Below are 18983 nucleotides of genomic sequence, written 5' to 3' on the forward strand. Positions count from 1 at the left end.
CTTCAAACTAGGATCGCGTCGGATAGCTACGGCGTAGTACGGTATGAGAAAACTAAAATGCTATCAATATCAATAATTTAAATGGAACTCGGCGGAGCTACTAGGAAAGCCGCGGACTGTGGAAATGCGGACTCACTCTCCGCCATTAACGTTCTATTTTTTCGTCATTTGCACACAGATTGAAAAGACGAGACTTTATCAACCAGTACTTCAAGTTTGTGTTGGGAGATGAACAGGCGGTTGTTTTTCAGATCAAATGAATAGAGTTCGTGAACCATTTGATTGTGTTTTGCTAGAATGGACAGTGAGTGCTCACCAGTTCCAATCACATCTAATGTAACGCCGTCGGCTCTGAGACTGTGTATTCCCGTAAGATCGCGATAAATTATGTCCACCTCAGACTTGTCTTTGATAGTTAAGGCGATAAATCCATTTGAGAAACCATCATCCTCCCATTCGTCTGAAGTAGCTGTGTTAGGAAAGTAAGAAACGCCTTTAGGAGCATTGCATTCTCGAATAGTCTCAGCTTGTGCAAATGATCCGAGAGTTGCGGCAAAGAGAAAAACGAATATCAGAAATTGAATGTACTGTTTCATTTCTATGGTCTTTATTTTTACTAATTAAGTGTCTGAAATTTGTCTCTGAGAGCAATCGTGTTTTAGAGGATATCAGTCTTTCTTCCCAATGATCATCGTCAGCCACTTCTCATCCTTACTGTAAGGCTTATTGCTTAGTGTGATACGAGCATCTTGCAGCTCTAAGCTGGGAACCTCTTCGAGAATGGTTTTGAAGTGATCTTCAGTCATCATGGAAAAGCGGCGACCATCATCTCGTGAGATTTCGCCGTCTCCCAGCTTGAAGGATGCGAAGAGGGTACCGCCGTCTTTGAGTGCATTGCTGAGGTTGGTGAGTGCCAGAGGAAGTTCGCCATAAGGAACGTGAAGCAGAGAAGCATAGGCCCAGATTGCGTCGTAGATTGGAGGACTGTTGAACGCCTGGAATGTGTTCTGTTGAACCTCAATCCCGATGAGTTTGCTCGCAGACTTAGCCATCTCAATTGAGGCGTCAAAAGCATCTACTTCAAAACCCATCTGCTTGAAAGCGTGAGCATCCCGGCCCGAGCCACAACCTGCATCAAGAACACGGCCACCAGCAGGAACTCTACTAAGAAAACGCTGATAATGCTCAGTCATATCCAGATGCAAGGTACGGGCGATGAAGCTCTCAGCATTCTCCTCATAGTAAGCTTGAGTAGTCTCTTGTGTGTTCGACATGAGAATTTGTGTCCTCGCCTCAGCTTGCAGCAAATCAGATGCAGATTTTGAGATAGTTTCCTTGAAAAGACCATCACTTTTGCGAAAGACCATTTGCAATTGAAGATCACACACCTAATGATCCTACAGGCTCTGGTAGTGTTGAGGTGCTATCGGATGTTTGAGAGCTTAGGAAATGTGGAGAATGCATAATGACCGTTGAAGCAGCTGAATCACAACAAGTTTTAGATGCTCCGAAGAAACTGGGACGTCGGCTGCGTCTGGGTATGATTGGTGGTGGTCAAGGCGCATTTATCGGTGCTGTTCATCGCATAGCTGCACGATTGGATGATCGCTATGAGCTGGTTGCCGGTGCATTGTCTTCAGATCCTGAGCGGGCCAAAGCTTCGGCAGAAGAACTCTACATCGCACCTGATCGTGCTTATACATCTTTTGAAGAAATGGCAGCGAAAGAACCGCTTCGGGATGATCCGGTGGATGTGGTGGCGATTGTTACGCCAAACCACATGCATTACCCGGCTGCCTGCGCAATGCTGAAAGCAGGCATTCATGTAATCTGCGATAAGCCGATGACCACTACAAGTGAGGAGAGTGAGAAGCTTGTTCAGCTGGTTGAGGAAACCGGCAAGCTCTTCCTGCTTACGCATAACTACACCGGCTACCCCATGGTGCGGCAGGCGAAAGCTATGGTGGAAGCAGGTGAGCTTGGCAAAATTCGTCTGGTGCAGGTGGAGTATCCGCAGGATTGGCTGACTGAGCCGATCGAGCAGTCCGGTCAAAAGCAAGCGAGCTGGCGGACAGATCCAAAGCGCTCCGGTGCTGGTGGATGTATCGGAGATATTGGTACGCACGCCTACAATCTCGCGTCATTCGTTTCGGGAATGAAAGCCACGGAAGTTTTGGCCGAACTGACCAGTTTTGTTGAGGGCAGAGTGCTGGATGATGATGTCCAGATGCTGCTGCGCTACGAGAATGGGGCGAAAGGAATGCTCTGGGCTTCTCAGGTTGCTCCGGGTAATGAAAACGGCCTGAGATTGCGCATTTACGGTGAGAAAGGCGGCCTTGAGTGGGGGCAGGCAGATCCGAACCACCTAGTCTACTCACCCTTTGGCAAATCAAGCTATCGCATCACCCGCGGTGGGCCAGATGCTACCGATGCGGCCAACTCCGTCTCGCGTATTCCAGGAGGTCACCCGGAAGGTTATTTGGAAGCTTTCGCAACACTCTACAACGAGTTCGCAGATGTATTGAGTGCGCGGATTTTAGGACAACCTGAACCAGACTGCGGCAAGCAACTGCCATCCGTCGTAGATGGCCTCGATGGATTGAAGTTCATCGAAACCGCCGTGAAAAGCTCTCAAAACGGCGGTTCCTGGCAAAAGCTTTAGAAACAACGCCCCTCGCCACCTGTAAGCGGCGAGGGGCATTTCTTTAGGCTTGGGAGCCTGCCGGTTTCATTGGGGCATCATCTTGCGATGCCATACCGCCTGAGACTTCTTCTGTTGCCTCAACTGAGAGCTCTTCTGGCAGAACAAGGTTCAGCACAATCGCGATGAGTGCTGCTGGAAGCAAACCGCTGGTCATCAAGATGCGCAATGTGTCTGGAAGATACTGAACAGCTTTGGGATCCAGCTGCAATCCAAGACCGATGGAAAGCGAGATCGCAAAGATCACCATGTTCCGCCGGTTCCAGTTTACGTCTGACAGCATTGAGACACCCGCAGCAACCACCATACCAAACATAACGATCACACCACCGCCAAGCACTTCAATCGGAATAGTGCGGATGATCGCGCCAACTTTTGGCACCAGCCCGCACAGGATCAAGAACAGAGCTCCAATCGTCACTACATGACGGCTCATAACGCCAGTCATCGCGATCAGGCCAACGTTCTGACTGAAGGACGTGTTGGGCAAACCTCCAAAAACACCTGCAATCGCAGTACCAAAGCCATCAGCGTAAGTCGCGCCCTGGATTTCTTTGTCCGTCGCTTCACGTCCCGCACCGCCCTTGGTGATGCCGGAAACGTCGCCAACAGTTTCAACGGCACTCACAAATGCCATCAGGCAGAAGCCGATGATTGCCGCAAGGCTGAAGTCAAAGCCGTAAACAAATGGCATTGGCAAAGCAAAAGAAGCAGACCGGCTAACACTTGCGGCAACACCATCCATGGTTACCATGCCCACCATCATCGCATAAAGATAACCGGCAAGAATGCCGATCACGACGGCTGATACAGCAAGTATCCCGCGGGCATAGAACTTGAGGCCGAGCGTTACAAGAATAACGATCAGCGCAGCCGACCAGTTGAGCATGCTGCCATATTCAGGCTTGCTGATTGCAGGCACTCCGCCAGCGGCATACTGAATACCCACTTTCACCAGCGCCAGACCAATCATGGTCACCACAAGGCCAGTGACAAGCGGTGGCAATGCAAAGCGAATGCGGCCAATGAACATGCCTAGGAATGCGTGAAACAAGCCTCCAATCAGAACACCGCCAAACAACGCGGGCAGCGCCTCAACACCTTTGCCTGCCACAAGCGGGATCATGATTGGGATGAAAGCAAAGCTGGTGCCTTGCACAATCGGTAGCCGAGCACCGACTGCGCCCATTCCGATGGTTTGAAAGAGTGTGGCGATCCCTGCGAAGAGCATGGACATCTGGATCATGTAGGTCATGTCCGGAAAGCCCTGCGCCCCCGCATCAGAGCCAAATCCAAAACCGGCAGCACCTGCAATGATGATAGCTGGCGTGACGTTTGAAACAAACATGGCAAGCACGTGCTGAATGCCAAGCGGAACCGCCTTGTGTAAGGCAGGCGTATAGTTGGGATCACGCAGTTGTTCTGGTGTCCCGATGGAATTGCTGGTCATTTAGTCCCCTCCTACTAATGACGCACAGTGTTATTCCGTTATCAGGTAGGCCTCCTTCAGCCAGTGTTCTTCTAGGTTGTTACCGTCCCCAATCCGGTCGACTACGGCGAACAATCCTGAACCTTTGATGGGGGTCAGGACGCCGTGCCATGTATTGCGTTTGATATTGATGGATTGGGTCGCACTCGCCAACAACGCGCGCGGGGTTGAAGGCCGTCCACCTTCATCCTCTGCAACGATGACGAGATATTCTGATTGCGCCATGGGAATGAAGCACTGCGATCCCAAGGGATGCCGCTCCAGCATGGTCAGTGTGTGAGGCAAGCTGCGTAGCTCAGCCTGAAACAGGCTCACACCCGCGCGTCCGCCAATAAACTCAACGCCCGCCAGATCAGTAAAGCGCTCACATCTGCCTTCATTGATCAGGATGGGCGATGTCATACCAGCCTCAATCAGCTCGCCAAACGGAGCAAAGGTCTCAGCGGTGAGCTTCTCAATCCTGATAGTGCGCTCTGTGGTGACCTGCTCACTCATGGCTGATCACCTCTGAAACGAGCCAAGAGGAGCATGGCGGTTCACGTCTTTGTAAAGCAGATAACGGAAACGCCCCGGACCGCCAGCGTAACAAGCCTGCGGACAGAAAGCGCGCAGCCACATGAAGTCACCGGCCTCCACTTCAACCCAGTCATTGTTGAGCCGATATACAGCCTTACCTTCCAAAACGTACAGACCGTGCTCCATCACGTGAGTCTCTGCAAAAGGGATACAGCCACCGGGCTCAAAGTTGACTATGTTCACGTGCATATCGTGGCGCATGTCATTCGGGTCAACAAACCGGGTGGTGGTCCAGGCACCGTTAGTGTCCGGCATAGGGGCGACCACAGCGTTCTTCTCGTGAGTGAACAGTGCATCAGGTCTCGGAATGCCCTCAACCGTCTCATAACGTTTACGAACCCAATGAAACACAGCTGGCATAGAGCCGTTATTGCAAACTTCATAGTCTGCACCAGCGGGCAGATAGACATAACCGCCCTCTGTCAGCGTAAACGGCTCATTTCCCAGCGTGATTGTGATCTCGCCCTGAACAACAAACATAACCCCTTGTGCCTCTGGGTCAGGCTCAGGCTTGAGAGAACCCCCATCCGGCTGAACTTCCATGATGTACTGAGAAAAGGTCTCTGCAAAGCCAGAGAGCGGGCGGGCAATGATCCAGGCACGTGTCTTTTCCCAGAAAGGCAGATTGGATGTCACGATATCGCGCATGACGCCTTTGGGAATGACAGCATACGCATTGGTGAACACTGCCCGGTCCGTCATGACTTGCGTTTGTGGCGGCAAGCCACCTGAGGGAGCATAGAATGACGAAGGCGACATACCTTCGGAAGGCGCATCAAAGACGCGAGGGGGCAGTGTTTGGGTACTCATAGTTTATGTTTGTTCCTTCTACGACGCTCCTGCACCTAAGAGGTGAGAGAGCGAAGCAACCCGAATTGATTTGAATTCCTTGCCAGGGGGAGGTGCTCTCGTCGGATTAGGGACCGACGTAGCAATGTTTGAGACACTGGGCATACGTGCTGGCATAAACCGTGTCCTGAAAGCTCATCAGCTGGCAGGCCCACCAAACTCCTCCCAACTATAAGTTTAGCCTAATAAATGAATCGCATTATCAAATAAATTTTGAAAGTGTTTCGCGATTACCTAGAAAAAACAAAGGCCTAAAGCTACTCTGAAGGTGTGATCTTATCCGTTTTGCATATGAGCAGTGTATTGAGAACTCTTGTCTTTTAGGTACGCCTTCAAACGTGCACTCACAAATTTGAGGAATAGCCGGATCTTAGGATCTTGATAGCGCCGATGTGGGAACAGGCATGCTAGATGCACATTGGAAGGAGGGGTGGCTGTACAGATGGCAACAAGATCACCGCTGAGCAAATGGTCCACCACATCAAACAGTGGTGCGTTGATGATGCCATGATGCTCCAATGCCCAGTTTACAAGCACATCGCCATCATCTGAGGTGAACGGGCCTCCCACCGCAAAGCTTTGTTTGCCTTCAGAAGTCTGCAAGACCCAGCGGTTTTCAGAGGAACCGGGGAACTGCAGCAGCAAGCAGTCGTGCTTACCGTGCTGTAAGTCTGCTCCTTGCTTCGGCTCTCCACGACGGTCCAGATAAGCAGGTGAAGCACACAACACACGCGGGCAATCCAGAAGGTTTTTCAGCCGCATTTCAGAATTTGGCAACTGTCCCAGAATGAATGCCAGATCCAGCCCTTCTCCCGTGATGTTGAGGGGGCGATCAGACAGTCTGAGACGCACGTGGATCTCCGGGTAGGCCTCATGAAATTCAGGAATAAGCGGTGCGATCAAACGTCGCCCTATGCCCAGTGGCGCGGAAATGAAGATCGAGCCACGAGGGGTGTTTGTCACCTCATGGACAGCAGCTTCCGCCTCTTCCATCGCCTCCAGCATCTTGCGGGCACCAGGGTAAAAAATGCTACCTTGCTCAGTAGGTTGGATCGTACGGGTGGTGCGGTTGAACAAGCGAATGCCCAGGTGCTTCTCAAGCTCTCCAATGCGTGAAGAAGCCACTGCCGGAGACACATGCATGTCCCGCGCCGCAGCCGACATACTGCCAAGCTCAAACACACGCACGAACATCCTGACATTGTTGATGTAAGACATTGCTTTATCTTCGAAATCTCCGCCTCAAACAGAAGCATATCAGCATCACAGTGCTCTGGATAGGCGTTTTTCGTCGAAGGCAGGGTGGAAATAAAACATAGTTTTACTCCAAGTTGTATTTCAATTTTACTCGTTTAGTCTTGTTCTTTCTAGGTGTTACTCTACTTTTGAGTGCTAATGCTCCTGAGATTCTATGTGGATTGTCTTACCTGCTAGAATTCAGGAACAAATACTATGCATTCACTTGAGGGTGTTACTCGCTCAGATCAATACAGAGCATTGGGGCTCAGTACCTTTGCTTTTACTGTCTGCTTTGCAGTTTGGACTATTTTCTCAATCATCGGCGTACGGATTAAAGGCGAGCTTGGCCTGTCAGATACGCAATTCGGCCTGCTGGTCGCGACCCCGGTACTTACCGGTTCTGTCAGTCGTATTTTTCTAGGTGTCTGGACAGAACAGTTTGGCGGTCGAATTATGTTCCCGCTGCAGATGCTCATCACCGCTGTCTGTGTCTGGCTACTCACCTCAGTGCAAACCTATGAAGTCTTTCTTCTCGCCGCCTTGGGCCTCGGATTGGCCGGCGGCTCTTTTATTATCGGCGTCGCCTACGTCTCGCAGTGGTTTGAAAAAGAGAAGCAAGGCACCGCTCTTGGCATCTTCGGTGCTGGTAACGTAGGCGCTGCCGTTACCAACTTCGTGGCTCCCTTTCTCGTTGTCGCTGTTGGGTGGGAAGGCACCGCCCGCGTCTACGCCATTGTTTTGGCGATCACGGCAGTCCTTTTCTATCTGATCAGTAAAGATGACCCTGCACAGCAAGAGCGAAAGAAAGAAGGCAAGCAAGCCGTCTCCACAGCAGAGCAACTCGCACCGCTCAAGAACCTACAAGTCTGGCGCTTTGCGACCTATTACTTTTTCGTCTTCGGTGCCTTCGTGGCACTCGCGTCATTCTTGCCGCGATATTACACCGGCGCTTATGGACTGGAGCTGACAACGGCTGGTGTGTTCGCCGGCCTTTATTCATTGCCAGGGTCTGTTTTCCGAGCGCTGGGCGGCTGGATGTCTGACAAGTGGGGTGCCCGCTTTGTCATGTACCTCACCTTCATTGTCTCACTCATCTGTCTGTTTCTGCTCAGTTATCCAGAAACCTCTTATGTTGTCAGCGGCATCGAAGGCCCGATTGAGTTCACCTTCGGCCTTGGTGTCGGGGCATTTGTTTCCGTAACCGTCGTGCTGGGCTTCGTCATGAGCCTTGGCAAAGCGGCAGTCTACAAACACATCCCGGTTTACTACCCGTATCACGTCGGCGCGGTGGGGGGACTTGTTGGCATGATTGGCGGACTTGGTGGGTTCTTCCTCCCAATTGCCTTCGGCATCCTGTTGGACTGGACCGGCGTTTGGACAGCCCCCTTCATGCTTCTCTTCATCATCGTCGCCGTCTCAACCGTGTGGATGCATGTCGCCATCCGCAGAATGGAGCGCAAGCGTTACCCAGAATTACAAGAGGAAACCGATCTTTCTGATCTTCCGGAAGAGCCTGTCGAAGGCCCTGACGGACCAGCAGGTGCAGACAAATACCCATAACCAGCGAAGCCCTTTCTGGACACCGGTCTAGGGAGGGCATGTAGCCAAAAGGAATAAATGTATGTCTGATGATAAAACCCAAGCAGGGCACACACTCATTGATTGGAGGCCGGACGAACCGGATTTTTGGGAGACCAAAGGCAAGGCGATTGCCTCACGAAACCTTTGGATCTCAATTCCAGCTTTGCTGCTGGCGTTCTCTGTGTGGCTGGTATGGAGTGTTGTTGTTGCAAGACTTCCTGCCATTGGGTTTGATTACACAACAGACGAGCTTTTCCTTCTGGCAGCGTTGCCAGGCCTTTCCGGTGCAACGCTCAGGATTTTCTATTCCTTCATGGTGCCGATCTTCGGAGGCCGCCTTTGGACAACACTGACCACGGCCTCGCTCCTCTTGCCAGCTTTAGGCATCGGCTACGCGGTTCAGGACCCTGAAACTCCTTATGCGATCTTCCTGCTTTTGGCACTGCTGTGTGGTTTTGGTGGCGGCAACTTCGCGTCTTCCATGGCCAACATCGCTTTCTTCTATCCGAAGAAAGAGAAGGGCAATGCGCTCGCACTTAATGCTGGCCTCGGGAACCTTGGCGTGTCCGTCATGCAGTTTGTTGTCCCGCTTGTCATCACTGCAGGCGTTTTCGGCGCGATTGGCGGAGCTCCCCAAGTCCTTGAAGGTGGATCGCAACTCTGGATCCAGAATGCTGGCTTTATTTGGGTTCCTTTCCTCGTTCTGGCGACACTGGCAGCATGGTTCGGTATGAACGATATCGCCGATGCAAAGGCGAGCTTCAAAGAACAATCCATCATCTTCTCCAGAGCGCATAACTGGATCATGTGTATCCTCTACACAGGCACATTCGGTAGCTTCATTGGTTACTCAGCAGGCTTTCCGCTGCTGATGAAAACTCAGTTCCCGGAAGTGAATGCACTTTCCTATGCGTTCCTCGGCCCACTTGTCGGCGCGTTGTCCCGTGCAGGTACTGGTTGGGTTTCAGATAAGTATGGCGGTGGCCGTGTAACCTTCTGGACCTTCCTCTTTATGGCAGTGGCCGTTGGTGGTGTGCTGTTCTTCCTGTCGATCAAAACAGAGCCGGGTGCCTTCTGGGGCTTCTTTGCCTGCTTCATGGCACTCTTCTTCCTGACAGGTGTTGGCAACGCTTCCACCTTCCAGATGATCCCAACCATAATGCGTCAACAGGTCGGCCTCTTGATGCCAGAGCTGGATGCAACAGCTCACCTGCGTCAGTCAGAGCGTGAAAGCGCAGCAATCATCGCGTTCACCTCCGCCATCGCAGCCTATGGTGCCTTCTTCATCCCCAAAGCCTACGGCACATCCATCGCCTACACCGGTGGTCCGGATGCTGCGCTTTGGGCATTCGGCATCTTTTACGTGATCTGTCTGGTGATCACTTGGTTCTTCTACACCCGCAAGGGTGCATCCGTTCCGTGCTAAGCAAATAAAGTGAAGGGCATTTCAGATGTCTCTACTCCTCGATAAACTGAACTTTTTCGCAAAACAGGACACTGGTACCTTTGCAAACGGGCACGGTGTTACGACGAACGAGAACAGAAACTGGGAAGACAGCTATCGAAAGCGATGGCAGTACGACAAGATCGTACGTTCAACCCATGGCGTGAACTGTACTGGGTCCTGCTCCTGGAAGATCTACGTGAAGGGCGGGATCATCACATGGGAAACCCAGCAAACGGACTACCCACGCACGCGTCCAGATCTGCCGAACCATGAGCCGCGCGGTTGCTCCCGTGGTGCCAGTTACAGCTGGTACATCTACTCCGCAAACCGCGTAAAACACCCGCTCATCCGCTCTCGCCTTATCAAGCTCTGGCGCAAGGAGCGTACGGTGAAATCACCTGTAGCTGCGTGGACTGCCATTCAGGAAGACCCAGCTAAGCGTTCAGACTACATGAAGGTGCGCGGACACGGCGGGTTCGTGCGGGCCACGTGGGAAGAGGTCAACGAAATCATCGCGGCAGCAAATGCCTACACCGCGAAGAAATGGGGCCCTGACCGTGTTGTTGGTTTCTCGCCAATTCCGGCCATGTCGATGATCTCCTACGCAGCTGGCACCCGTTACCTGTCACTACTTGGCGGCACATGCATGTCGTTCTACGACTGGTACTGCGACCTGCCTCCAGCCTCACCGCAAACTTGGGGTGAGCAGACTGATGTGCCTGAATCCGCTGATTGGTACAACGCTGGTTTTCTAATGTTGTGGGGCTCCAATGTTCCGCAGACCCGCACACCAGATGCGCACTTCTACACCGAGGTTCGCTATAAAGGCACCAAGTCAGTTGTGGTCTCTCCAGACTATTCAGAAGCTGCAAAGTTCTCTGACCTCTGGCTTCATCCGAAGCAGGGCACAGATGCCGCGCTGGCGATGGCCATGGGTCACGTCATTTTGCGGGAATATCATTTAGACAGGCAGGCGGATTACTTCGAAGAATACTGCCGTAAATATTCCGATATGCCACTGCTGGTTCGCCTCGTTAAGAAAGACGGCAAATACATTCCGGAACGCCTCATCAGAGCCTCAGAGTTTGCTGACAAGCTGGGCGAAGAAAACAATCCGGAATGGAAGACCGTTGCCATCGATCGCAAGTCGAAGAAAGTTGTGGTCCCTCATGGTTCCATCGGCTTCCGCTGGGGGGAAAAAGGTAAGTGGAATCTGGAAGAGAAGGATGGTGCAGGCAAAGACACAGACCTTGCCATGTCCTTCATCGACAAAGCCGATCACGATGAGATCGCCGAAGTCGCTTTCCCCTACTTCGGCAATCTCGAACACGATCACTTTGAAGGCACCAACCATGACAGCGTCATGGTCCGCAAGGTTCCTGTCAAAAAACTCAAACTGACAGAAGGCGAAACGCTCGTCGCCTCTGTATTTGATTTGTTCGTAGCAAACTACGGCTTAGATCGTGGTCTGGATGATCCAAACTCCGCCAAATCCTATGATGAAGAGCTGCCTTACACTCCTGCATGGGCAGAGAAGATCACCGGTGTTCCTAAAGATCACATCATCACAACCGCCCGCGAGTTTGCGACTAATGCGGAGAAGACCAACGGACGCTCCATGGTCATCCTCGGTGCCGGTCTGAACCACTGGTACCACATGGATATGAACTATCGCGGCATCATCAATCTGCTGGTGATGTGCGGCTGTGTCGGTCAGTCTGGTGGTGGCTGGAGCCACTATGTGGGACAGGAAAAACTCCGCCCACAAACTGGCTGGACAGCCCTCGCATTTGCCTTGGACTGGGCCCGCCCACCACGGCATATGAACTCCACCTCCTTCTTCTACGCGCACACAGACCAATGGCGCTACGAAACACTGAAGGTGGATGAGATTATCTCCCCAACCGCGCCTGAGGGCGATTGGAATGCATCGCTGATTGACTACAACATCCGAGCAGAACGGATGGGCTGGCTACCATCAGCGCCTCAGCTTCAAACCAACTCACTTCAGGTCGCCAAAGACGCAGAAGCAAGCGGAAAAGACGCAAAAGACTACGTTGCTCAGGAACTGAAATCAGGCAGCCTGAAACTGTCCTGCGAAGACCCGGATAACGAAGCCAACTGGCCGCGTAACCTGTTTGTCTGGCGTTCAAATCTGCTGGGTTCCTCTGGTAAAGGCCATGAATACTTCCTCCGTCACTTACTTGGTACCGAACATGGTGTACTGGGCAAGGATTTAGGGGAAGAAGGCCGCCAACGCGCCAAGGAGGCTGTCTGGCATGACAACGCGCCAGAAGGAAAACTCGACCTGTTGGTCACGCTGGACTTCCGTATGTCCACCACAGCGGTCTACTCCGATATCGTGCTGCCAACAGCAACATGGTACGAGAAAAACGACCTCAATACCTCAGACATGCACCCCTTCATTCACCCACTTTCCAGCGCTGCTGACCCTGCTTGGGAAGCGCGCAGTGACTGGGAAATCTTCAAGGGCATTGCCAAGTCATTCTCTGAGGTCTCGCAGGAAGTCCTCGGCAAAGAAAAGGACGTCGTCCTTGTCCCGATCCTACATGATACCGCAGGCGAGATTGCCCAGCCATTTGATGTAGAGGACTGGAAGAAAGGCGATATCGAACCACAGCCGGGTAAGACAATGCCAAATGTTGTGGTGATCGAGCGTGATTATCCCAATGTCTACAAGCGCTTCACAGCTCTTGGTCCGTTGATGGACAAGCTTGGCAATGGTGGTAAAGGCATCAGCTGGAACACCGAGCACGAAGTTGAACTCCTCAAAGGCCTCAATGGTGAGGTTCTGGAAGACGGCCCAACCAAAGGTTTCGCGAAGATCGAGACAGATATCGATGCAACCGAGGTTGTCCTGTCTTTGGCTCCGGAAACCAACGGTGAAGTTGCCGTGAAAGCATGGGCTGCACTCTCCGAGTTTACCGGTAGAGACCACACCCATCTGGCCTTGCCGAAGGAAGAAGAGAAAATCCGCTTCCGCGATATCGTGGCCCAACCACGCAAGATCATCTCTTCCCCGACATGGTCTGGCCTGGAATCCGAACACGTCTGCTACAATGCAGGCTACACTAACGTGCACGAGCTGATCCCTTGGCGCACCATCTCCGGGCGCCAGCAGCTCTATCAGGATCACCTCTGGATGCGTGCCTTTGGTGAAGGCTTCTGTGTGTACAGGCCGCCGATAGACACCAAAGGCATCAAGCCTGTCATCGACGATAAGTCACTGGGCAGAAAGCAGCTGGTGCTCAACTTCATCACTCCGCACCAGAAGTGGGGCATCCACTCCACCTATACTGACAACCTGTTGATGCTCACGCTCAACCGCGGCGGACCTGTGGTCTGGATCTCTGAAGTTGATGCGCAGAAAGCCGATATTGAGGACAACGACTGGGTTGAAGTCTTCAACATCAACGGTGCGCTCGTCGCCCGTGCGGTGGTCTCCCAACGCATGAAAGAAGGCACGATCTACATGTATCACGCTCAGGAAAAGATCGTGAATACACCGGGATCAGAGCTCACCGGACAGCGCGGTGGTATCCATAACTCGGTCACCAGAGCCGTGACCAAACCAACGCATATGATTGGCGGATACGCCCAGCAATCCTACGGCTTCAACTACTATGGAACGGTTGGCTCCAACCGCGATGAGTTCGTTGTGGTTCACAAACTGGAAGAAGTGAACTGGATGGAAGAACCACTGGATGACAGTGGTCAGGAGGCAGCAGAATGAAAGTCCGCGCACAAGTCGGAATGGTGCTGAATCTGGATAAATGCATTGGCTGCCACACCTGTTCAGTGACCTGTAAAAACGTTTGGACCAACCGTGAAGGTGTCGAGTACGCCTGGTTCAACAACGTTGAAACCAAACCCGGCATTGGCTACCCAAAAGACTGGGAGAACCAGAAACGTTGGAACGGTGGCTGGGTTCGCAAACGCAACGGCAAAATCCAGCCCAAAATGGGCGCCAAATGGCGCATTCTGGCGAAGATCTTTGCCAACCCGGACCTGCCGGAAATCGACGACTATTACGAGCCGTTTGATTATGACTACGAACACCTTCAGGGCGCACCTGAAAGTGCTCAGTTCCCAACGGCACGGCCTAAGTCCGCGATAACCGGTGAGCGGATCGAAAAGATCGAATGGGGTCCAAACTGGGAAGAAATTCTCGGTGGCGAGTTCTCCAAACGCTCTAAGGATTACAACTTCGAAGGTGTTGAGAAGGAAATCTACGGCGAGTTCGAAAACACCTTCATGATGTACCTGCCACGCCTGTGTGAGCACTGCCTCAATCCAACATGCGTTGCAGCGTGTCCATCCGGTGCGATCTACAAGCGTGAAGATGATGGCATCGTCTTGATTGATCAGGAAAAATGCCGTGGTTGGCGTATGTGCGTCTCTGGTTGCCCCTACAAGAAGATCTACTTCAACTGGTCCTCTGGCAAATCAGAAAAATGCATCTTCTGCTATCCCCGCATCGAGTCCGGGCAGCCAACTGTCTGTTCAGAAACCTGCGTGGGCCGCATCCGCTATCTGGGCGTGATCCTCTATGATGCGGATAAGATTGAAGAAGCAGCCTCCACCAAGGATGAGAAGGATCTTTACGAAGAGCAACTCAAGGTCTTCCTTGATCCACATGATCCAAAGGTGATCGAGCAGGCCCGCAAAGATGGTGTTCCTGAAGACTGGCTCAAAGCCGCCCAAGCTTCACCAATCTACAAGATGGCCATCGACTGGAAAGTGGCGTTTCCACTCCATCCAGAGTACCGTACGCTTCCAATGGTCTGGTACATCCCACCTCTCTCTCCAATCCAGAACGCCGCTGAAGCTGGCAAGATTGGATGGGACGGTGAGCTACCGGATGTCCGGAGTATGCGCATTCCGGTTCGATACCTCTCCAACCTGCTCACTGCAGGCAAGGACCAGCCTATTGTCTCTGCGCTGGAACGCATGCTCGCTATGCGCTCTTACATGCGGTCCAAGAGTATCGATGGCGTGGTCAATGAGGAGATCGCCAAGCAAGTTGGTCTTACACCTGAACTCATTGAAGACATGTACAAGATCATGGCGATCGCCAACTACGAAGATCGCTTCGTCATCCCTACCACGCACAGAGAAATTTCCGAGGATGCCTACGATGTTCGCGGCTCCTGCGGCTTCTCCTTCGGCAATGGTTGCTCCGGTGGCAGTGATGGAACCGACTTGTTCGGCGGCTCCCGCAAGAAGGCAGTCGAAACTCCAACTGATGTGTTTAAGGAGATGCGCGGATGATTGTCTCCTTAAAAATCCTCTCGCTCCTGCTCAACTACCCAACGCAGGAGCTGCTGGATGATCTACCAGCGCTGAAAGAGGCGGTGAACTCAGACCGCCTGCTCTCGGCAAAAGGCCAGAAAATGATCTGCAATCTATGCGATGATCTGGCCGGCAAAGATCTGTACGAGGTGCAGGAACGCTATGTGTTCCAGTTCGATCGTACACGTTCTCACTCTCTACACCTGTTTGAACACGTGCATGGTGAAAGCAGAGATCGCGGGCAGGCTCTTGTAGACCTGCGTGAGATGTACCTGAAGAACGGATTTGCGGTAGAAACCACAGAACTCCCGGACTACATCCCGCTCTTCTTAGAGTACCTCGCACACCAGCCCTTCACAGAGGCGCAGGAACTGCTTGGCCAGACAGCCCATATCTTTGAGGCGCTCCGTTTACGCCTCAAAAAGAAGGGTTCAATCTACGCCAACGCGTTTGCAGCTGTTGCTGAAATCAGCAAGGCACAGCCATCAAAAGAGCTCCTCTCCAACATCCTTGCCGAGCCGGATGATGATCCAAACGACCTCGAAGCAATGGATCGCATCTGGCAGGAAGAAGTCGTCAAGTTTGGCGGCAATGCAGGGGAAGGCAGCTGTGGCCCTGACCGGTTGAGAATGCAAATGAGAGCCGCGGACAGACGCCCGCCCGACGCAACCCCACAGAACATCCAGGGGGATCATTAGATATGTCTGGCTTCTTCAACACGTTGTTCTTCGGAATTTACCCGTACATCGCCCTCTCGGTTCTGATTGTTGGAACAATCATCCGATACGACAGAGAACCCTACAGCTGGCGGGCAGGCTCCAGCCAGCTTCTCCGCCGCAAACAACTGGTCTGGGGCTCTGTGCTCTTCCATGTGGGTGTGATCATTATCTTCCTGGGCCACCTCTTCGGCTTGCTAACCCCCATCGCGATCTTTGATGCGCTTGGGATTGGGCATGGAACCAAGCAGGTTCTGGCGGTTGTCGTTGGCGGCATTGCTGGGCTCATGGCGATTGTCGGTGCAGGAATGCTTATTCATCGCAGGCTCTATGATGAGCGGGTGAGGGCAGCTTCCAGCGCGATGGACACCTTCATTATCTGCCTACTTGCGTTCCAGCTTCTGCTCGGTCTGGCAACTATCCCGATTTCGCTTCAGCATCTGGATGGGGAAGAAATGGTTAAGTTCATGAGTTGGGCATTGGGCATCTTCACCTTCAATGGTGATGCCGCGACCTATGTCTCTGATGTCTCGTGGATCTTCAAACTACATCTCTTCTTCGGCCTGACGATCCTGCTCATCTTCCCGTTTACACGCCTGGTGCACATGCTCAGCGTGCCGGCAAGATACCTGTGGCGTCCCGGTTATCAGATCGTACGTGAGCGCAACTCCACAAACTCACGTCATCCAGCAGAGTGAGGTGAAATGGCCAATCTCTACACAAACCCGAACCTGAGTGAAGGTGCTCAGGCAGGCATGGACCTGCCGAGCACCAAAGTGCCACCCAAGAGCAAGCCGATCATCACAGATGTGGTGGTCAATGGTGTCCAGATATCGGAGCAGGATATTCTGGCCGAAGCTCAGAACCACCCCGCCGAAAACCCTGGTCAGGCGGTTCAAGCAGCTGCGAGAGCTCTTGTGGTCCGAGAGCTCCTGTTGCAGCAGGCACGGGCTTTAAACATCATCGCTGCACCAGAGCAGCATGAAGATGGCAGTGAAACTGAAGAAGACGCGGCTATCAGAGAGCTGATTGAGCAGGAAGTTGATATCCCGTCTGCTTCTCAGGATGAGTGCCTGCGTTACTATGAGAACAACAAGTCCCGCTTTAGCTCCGAGCCGATTTATGAGGCCAGCCATATCCTGTTTGCAGCTGGGCCGGACCAACTCACAGCCCGCAGCATCGCCAAAGCGCGCGCCCATGATGTGATCAAGCTTCTTCAGGATAAACCCGAGACCTTCGCCGATCTGGCTATGGAGTACTCCGCCTGTCCATCAAAGGAAACTGGCGGAAATTTGGGCCAGCTGACAAAGGGAAGCACGGTTCCTGAATTCGAAGTCGCCCTTCAGTCGATGCAGGCTGGACAACTGTCAGAGCATCCAATCGAAACCAAGTTTGGCTATCATATCATTTTCCTGAACCGGAAAATTGATGGCAACACTCTGCCGTTTGAACATGTTGAGGAAACCATCAGAGCATGGTTGGAAGCTGCAAGTTGGTCCAAAGCAGTCTCTCAATACATCACAATTCTGGCAGGATCCGCAGAAATCAAAGGCATTGATTTACTTGGTACGGACAGTCCCTTAGTTCAGTAAAATTGTAAGTAAACTCTGAGAGTTACCTGCTCTTTTATCGATAAACTTGGATAATCCATGAGCCGTCGATCTCGGGTGTTTTCTCTCTGCTGAAATATGATTAGGGTTATTTTCGGAGTCCGTCCCGTGATGTTCTCGGGATCCTGTGTTCTGGAGAAAAACAATGTCGAAACTGAACTGGGGCTTTCTGGGAACAAGCTTCATCTCGCTGACCATGGCGGATGCAGTTCAAGCGGAAGGTTCTACGCGGATTCATTCCGTTGCAGGCCGCACAGAAGTACCTCTGAAAGTGTTCGCAGAGAAGTACGATGTTGAGCATACTTTTGATGATTTTAATGAGCTCATTGAAGACGAAGCCGTTGATATCATTTACATCGCGCTCCCTAATCACATTCACCATGAGTACGTGATCAAAGCGGCCAATGCAGGCAAGGCGATCCTCTGCGAAAAGTCACTTTCCGTGGATATGGAAAAGACAGATCAGGCGCTGAAAGCTGTGGCTGAAAATGGAGTCTTTTTTGTTGAAGGTCTGATGTACCTGAACCATCCGTTCGCTGCTGCTATTCGTGATGTGGTTGCCTCTGGCGAGCTGGGGGAAATCCAGTCTATCACTGCTCAGTACTGCGCTTCTATCGCTCAGTTCGTGAACCCGCACAGCAAGGGGGCATTGTACAACCTCGGTTGCTATCCGACCTCGTTGATGCACTTGCTGTTACAGACGGCGTTCCCGACCCATGTCTTTGAAAACTATAAGATCTCCGCGATGGGCCGTCGTGGTGCGGACGGGAATATCTGCGAGTCCGCAGCAACCTTGAGGTTGAACAACGGTGTTGTCTGTCAGCTCCACACCGCTGAAGACTATGGTCTGCATGCCGGTTTCACGGTATTGGGATCCAAAGCCAGCCTCGTGCTCGATTCCAACCCATGGCTACCGGAAGCGGAGGGGAATAGTTTCACTGTGACCCCTTACGAAAAACCGGGCGACACCCGCACCGTAACAGCGGAAGGCAATGCGTTCCTCTATCAGGTCAGAGCAATCCGCGAAGCAATTGAAGCTGGAAAGACCGCGCTTGGAAGCCCGGCGCCAAGCATGGAAGACAGCCGTCAGATCATGCAGATCCTGACCGACTGGGAAGCCGCAACGGTGACCTCATGAGCTGAGCAAGCTCACAAAACTCGGGAAGTGCCACGGCACTTCTCCACGCCTTCGAGGCAGCCCAAAGCCATCATCCCCCACAACTATTCCCAAATTTCTTTCATGTATCTAAAAGGCGCGCTTTGCTCGCTTGTTGAGCACTACACTCCAAATCCTGCATGAAATCAGAGCTCTACCTGCGTGCATTATAAGCACTTGGAGCAATCAATGGGCGCACTGCGCTATTTTTCAATCTATGGAAAATATTGCAAAATATTATTGATTGAAATTATTTGACCGAAAAGTAAAATTTCAAGATGTTGCTTCGATTCGAGTGTTTTATCG

13 protein-coding genes and 1 pseudogene are annotated in these 18983 nt (G+C 52.2%); 8 read left to right on the top strand and 6 right to left on the bottom strand.

Features of this window, described 5'->3' with window-relative positions:
• Window positions 1–164 precede the first annotated feature (164 nt).
• Both PJE062_RS09030 and PJE062_RS09035 read right to left on the bottom strand, forming a co-directional pair.
• Window positions 165–596 (bottom strand): hypothetical protein, encoded by a 432-nt coding sequence (locus PJE062_RS09030; protein WP_037036415.1) that lies wholly within the window; start codon window positions 594–596, stop codon window positions 165–167.
• A 72-nt stretch (window positions 597–668) separates the two neighbouring features.
• Entirely contained in the window at window positions 669–1274 is a 606-nt protein-coding gene (locus PJE062_RS09035; RefSeq protein ID WP_037036515.1) for a bifunctional 2-polyprenyl-6-hydroxyphenol methylase/3-demethylubiquinol 3-O-methyltransferase UbiG, read from the bottom strand.
• Window positions 1275–1465: 191 nt separating this feature from the next.
• Between PJE062_RS09035 and PJE062_RS09040 the strand changes: the two genes are divergently transcribed.
• Complete coding sequence (locus PJE062_RS09040) at window positions 1466–2662, top strand: Gfo/Idh/MocA family protein (protein ID WP_008548843.1); 1197 nt, start codon at window positions 1466–1468, stop codon at window positions 2660–2662.
• A 43-nt stretch (window positions 2663–2705) separates the two neighbouring features.
• Here PJE062_RS09040 and PJE062_RS09045 read toward each other — a convergent pair whose 3' ends face one another.
• The 4 genes from PJE062_RS09045 to PJE062_RS09060 all read right to left on the bottom strand — a co-directional run bounded on the left by PJE062_RS09045 (window position 2706) and on the right by PJE062_RS09060 (window position 6833).
• Window positions 2706–4151 carry a uracil-xanthine permease family protein gene (locus tag PJE062_RS09045; RefSeq protein ID WP_008548408.1) on the bottom strand — a complete coding sequence of 482 codons (1446 nt, stop codon included), beginning with the start codon at window positions 4149–4151 and terminating at the stop codon, window positions 2706–2708.
• Window positions 4152–4181: 30 nt separating this feature from the next.
• On the bottom strand, window positions 4182–4685 hold the full coding sequence (locus PJE062_RS09050; protein ID WP_008548302.1) for an ureidoglycolate lyase: 504 nt from the start codon (window positions 4683–4685) through the stop codon (window positions 4182–4184).
• A gap of 6 nt (window positions 4686–4691) precedes the next feature.
• Window positions 4692–5525, bottom strand: coding sequence for a bifunctional allantoicase/(S)-ureidoglycine aminohydrolase (locus PJE062_RS09055; protein WP_037036517.1), 834 nt, complete (start codon window positions 5523–5525; stop codon window positions 4692–4694).
• 366 nt (window positions 5526–5891) lie between these two features.
• A complete protein-coding gene (locus PJE062_RS09060; protein ID WP_008548256.1) occupies window positions 5892–6833 on the bottom strand; it encodes a LysR family transcriptional regulator in 942 nt (313 codons plus the stop codon).
• Window positions 6834–7067: 234 nt separating this feature from the next.
• Here PJE062_RS09060 and PJE062_RS27080 point away from each other — a divergent pair.
• From PJE062_RS27080 to PJE062_RS09100, 7 genes and pseudogenes are all read left to right on the top strand, one after another.
• Window positions 7068–9861, top strand: a pseudogene (locus tag PJE062_RS27080) (nitrate/nitrite transporter).
• A gap of 25 nt (window positions 9862–9886) precedes the next feature.
• Entirely contained in the window at window positions 9887–13636 is a 3750-nt protein-coding gene (locus tag PJE062_RS09075) for a nitrate reductase subunit alpha (protein WP_008548675.1), read from the top strand.
• Window positions 13633–15174 carry a nitrate reductase subunit beta gene (narH, locus tag PJE062_RS09080; RefSeq protein ID WP_008548812.1) on the top strand — a complete coding sequence of 514 codons (1542 nt, stop codon included), beginning with the start codon at window positions 13633–13635 and terminating at the stop codon, window positions 15172–15174. The genes PJE062_RS09075 and narH overlap by 4 nt, the downstream gene beginning before the upstream one ends.
• Complete coding sequence (gene narJ / locus PJE062_RS09085) at window positions 15171–15893, top strand: nitrate reductase molybdenum cofactor assembly chaperone (RefSeq protein WP_008548320.1); 723 nt, start codon at window positions 15171–15173, stop codon at window positions 15891–15893. Before narH ends, narJ begins: the two co-directional genes overlap by 4 nt.
• A gap of 2 nt (window positions 15894–15895) precedes the next feature.
• On the top strand, window positions 15896–16609 hold the full coding sequence (narI, locus tag PJE062_RS09090) for a respiratory nitrate reductase subunit gamma (RefSeq protein WP_008548281.1): 714 nt from the start codon (window positions 15896–15898) through the stop codon (window positions 16607–16609).
• 6 nt (window positions 16610–16615) lie between these two features.
• Window positions 16616–17503 (top strand): peptidylprolyl isomerase, encoded by an 888-nt coding sequence (locus PJE062_RS09095; RefSeq protein WP_008548584.1) that lies wholly within the window; start codon window positions 16616–16618, stop codon window positions 17501–17503.
• A 163-nt stretch (window positions 17504–17666) separates the two neighbouring features.
• Window positions 17667–18659 (top strand): Gfo/Idh/MocA family protein, encoded by a 993-nt coding sequence (locus PJE062_RS09100; RefSeq protein ID WP_008548676.1) that lies wholly within the window; start codon window positions 17667–17669, stop codon window positions 18657–18659.
• Window positions 18660–18983 lie beyond the last annotated feature (324 nt).

This window comes from Pseudovibrio sp. JE062 (assembly GCF_000156235.1).
Lineage (GTDB): Bacteria > Pseudomonadota > Alphaproteobacteria > Rhizobiales > Stappiaceae > Pseudovibrio.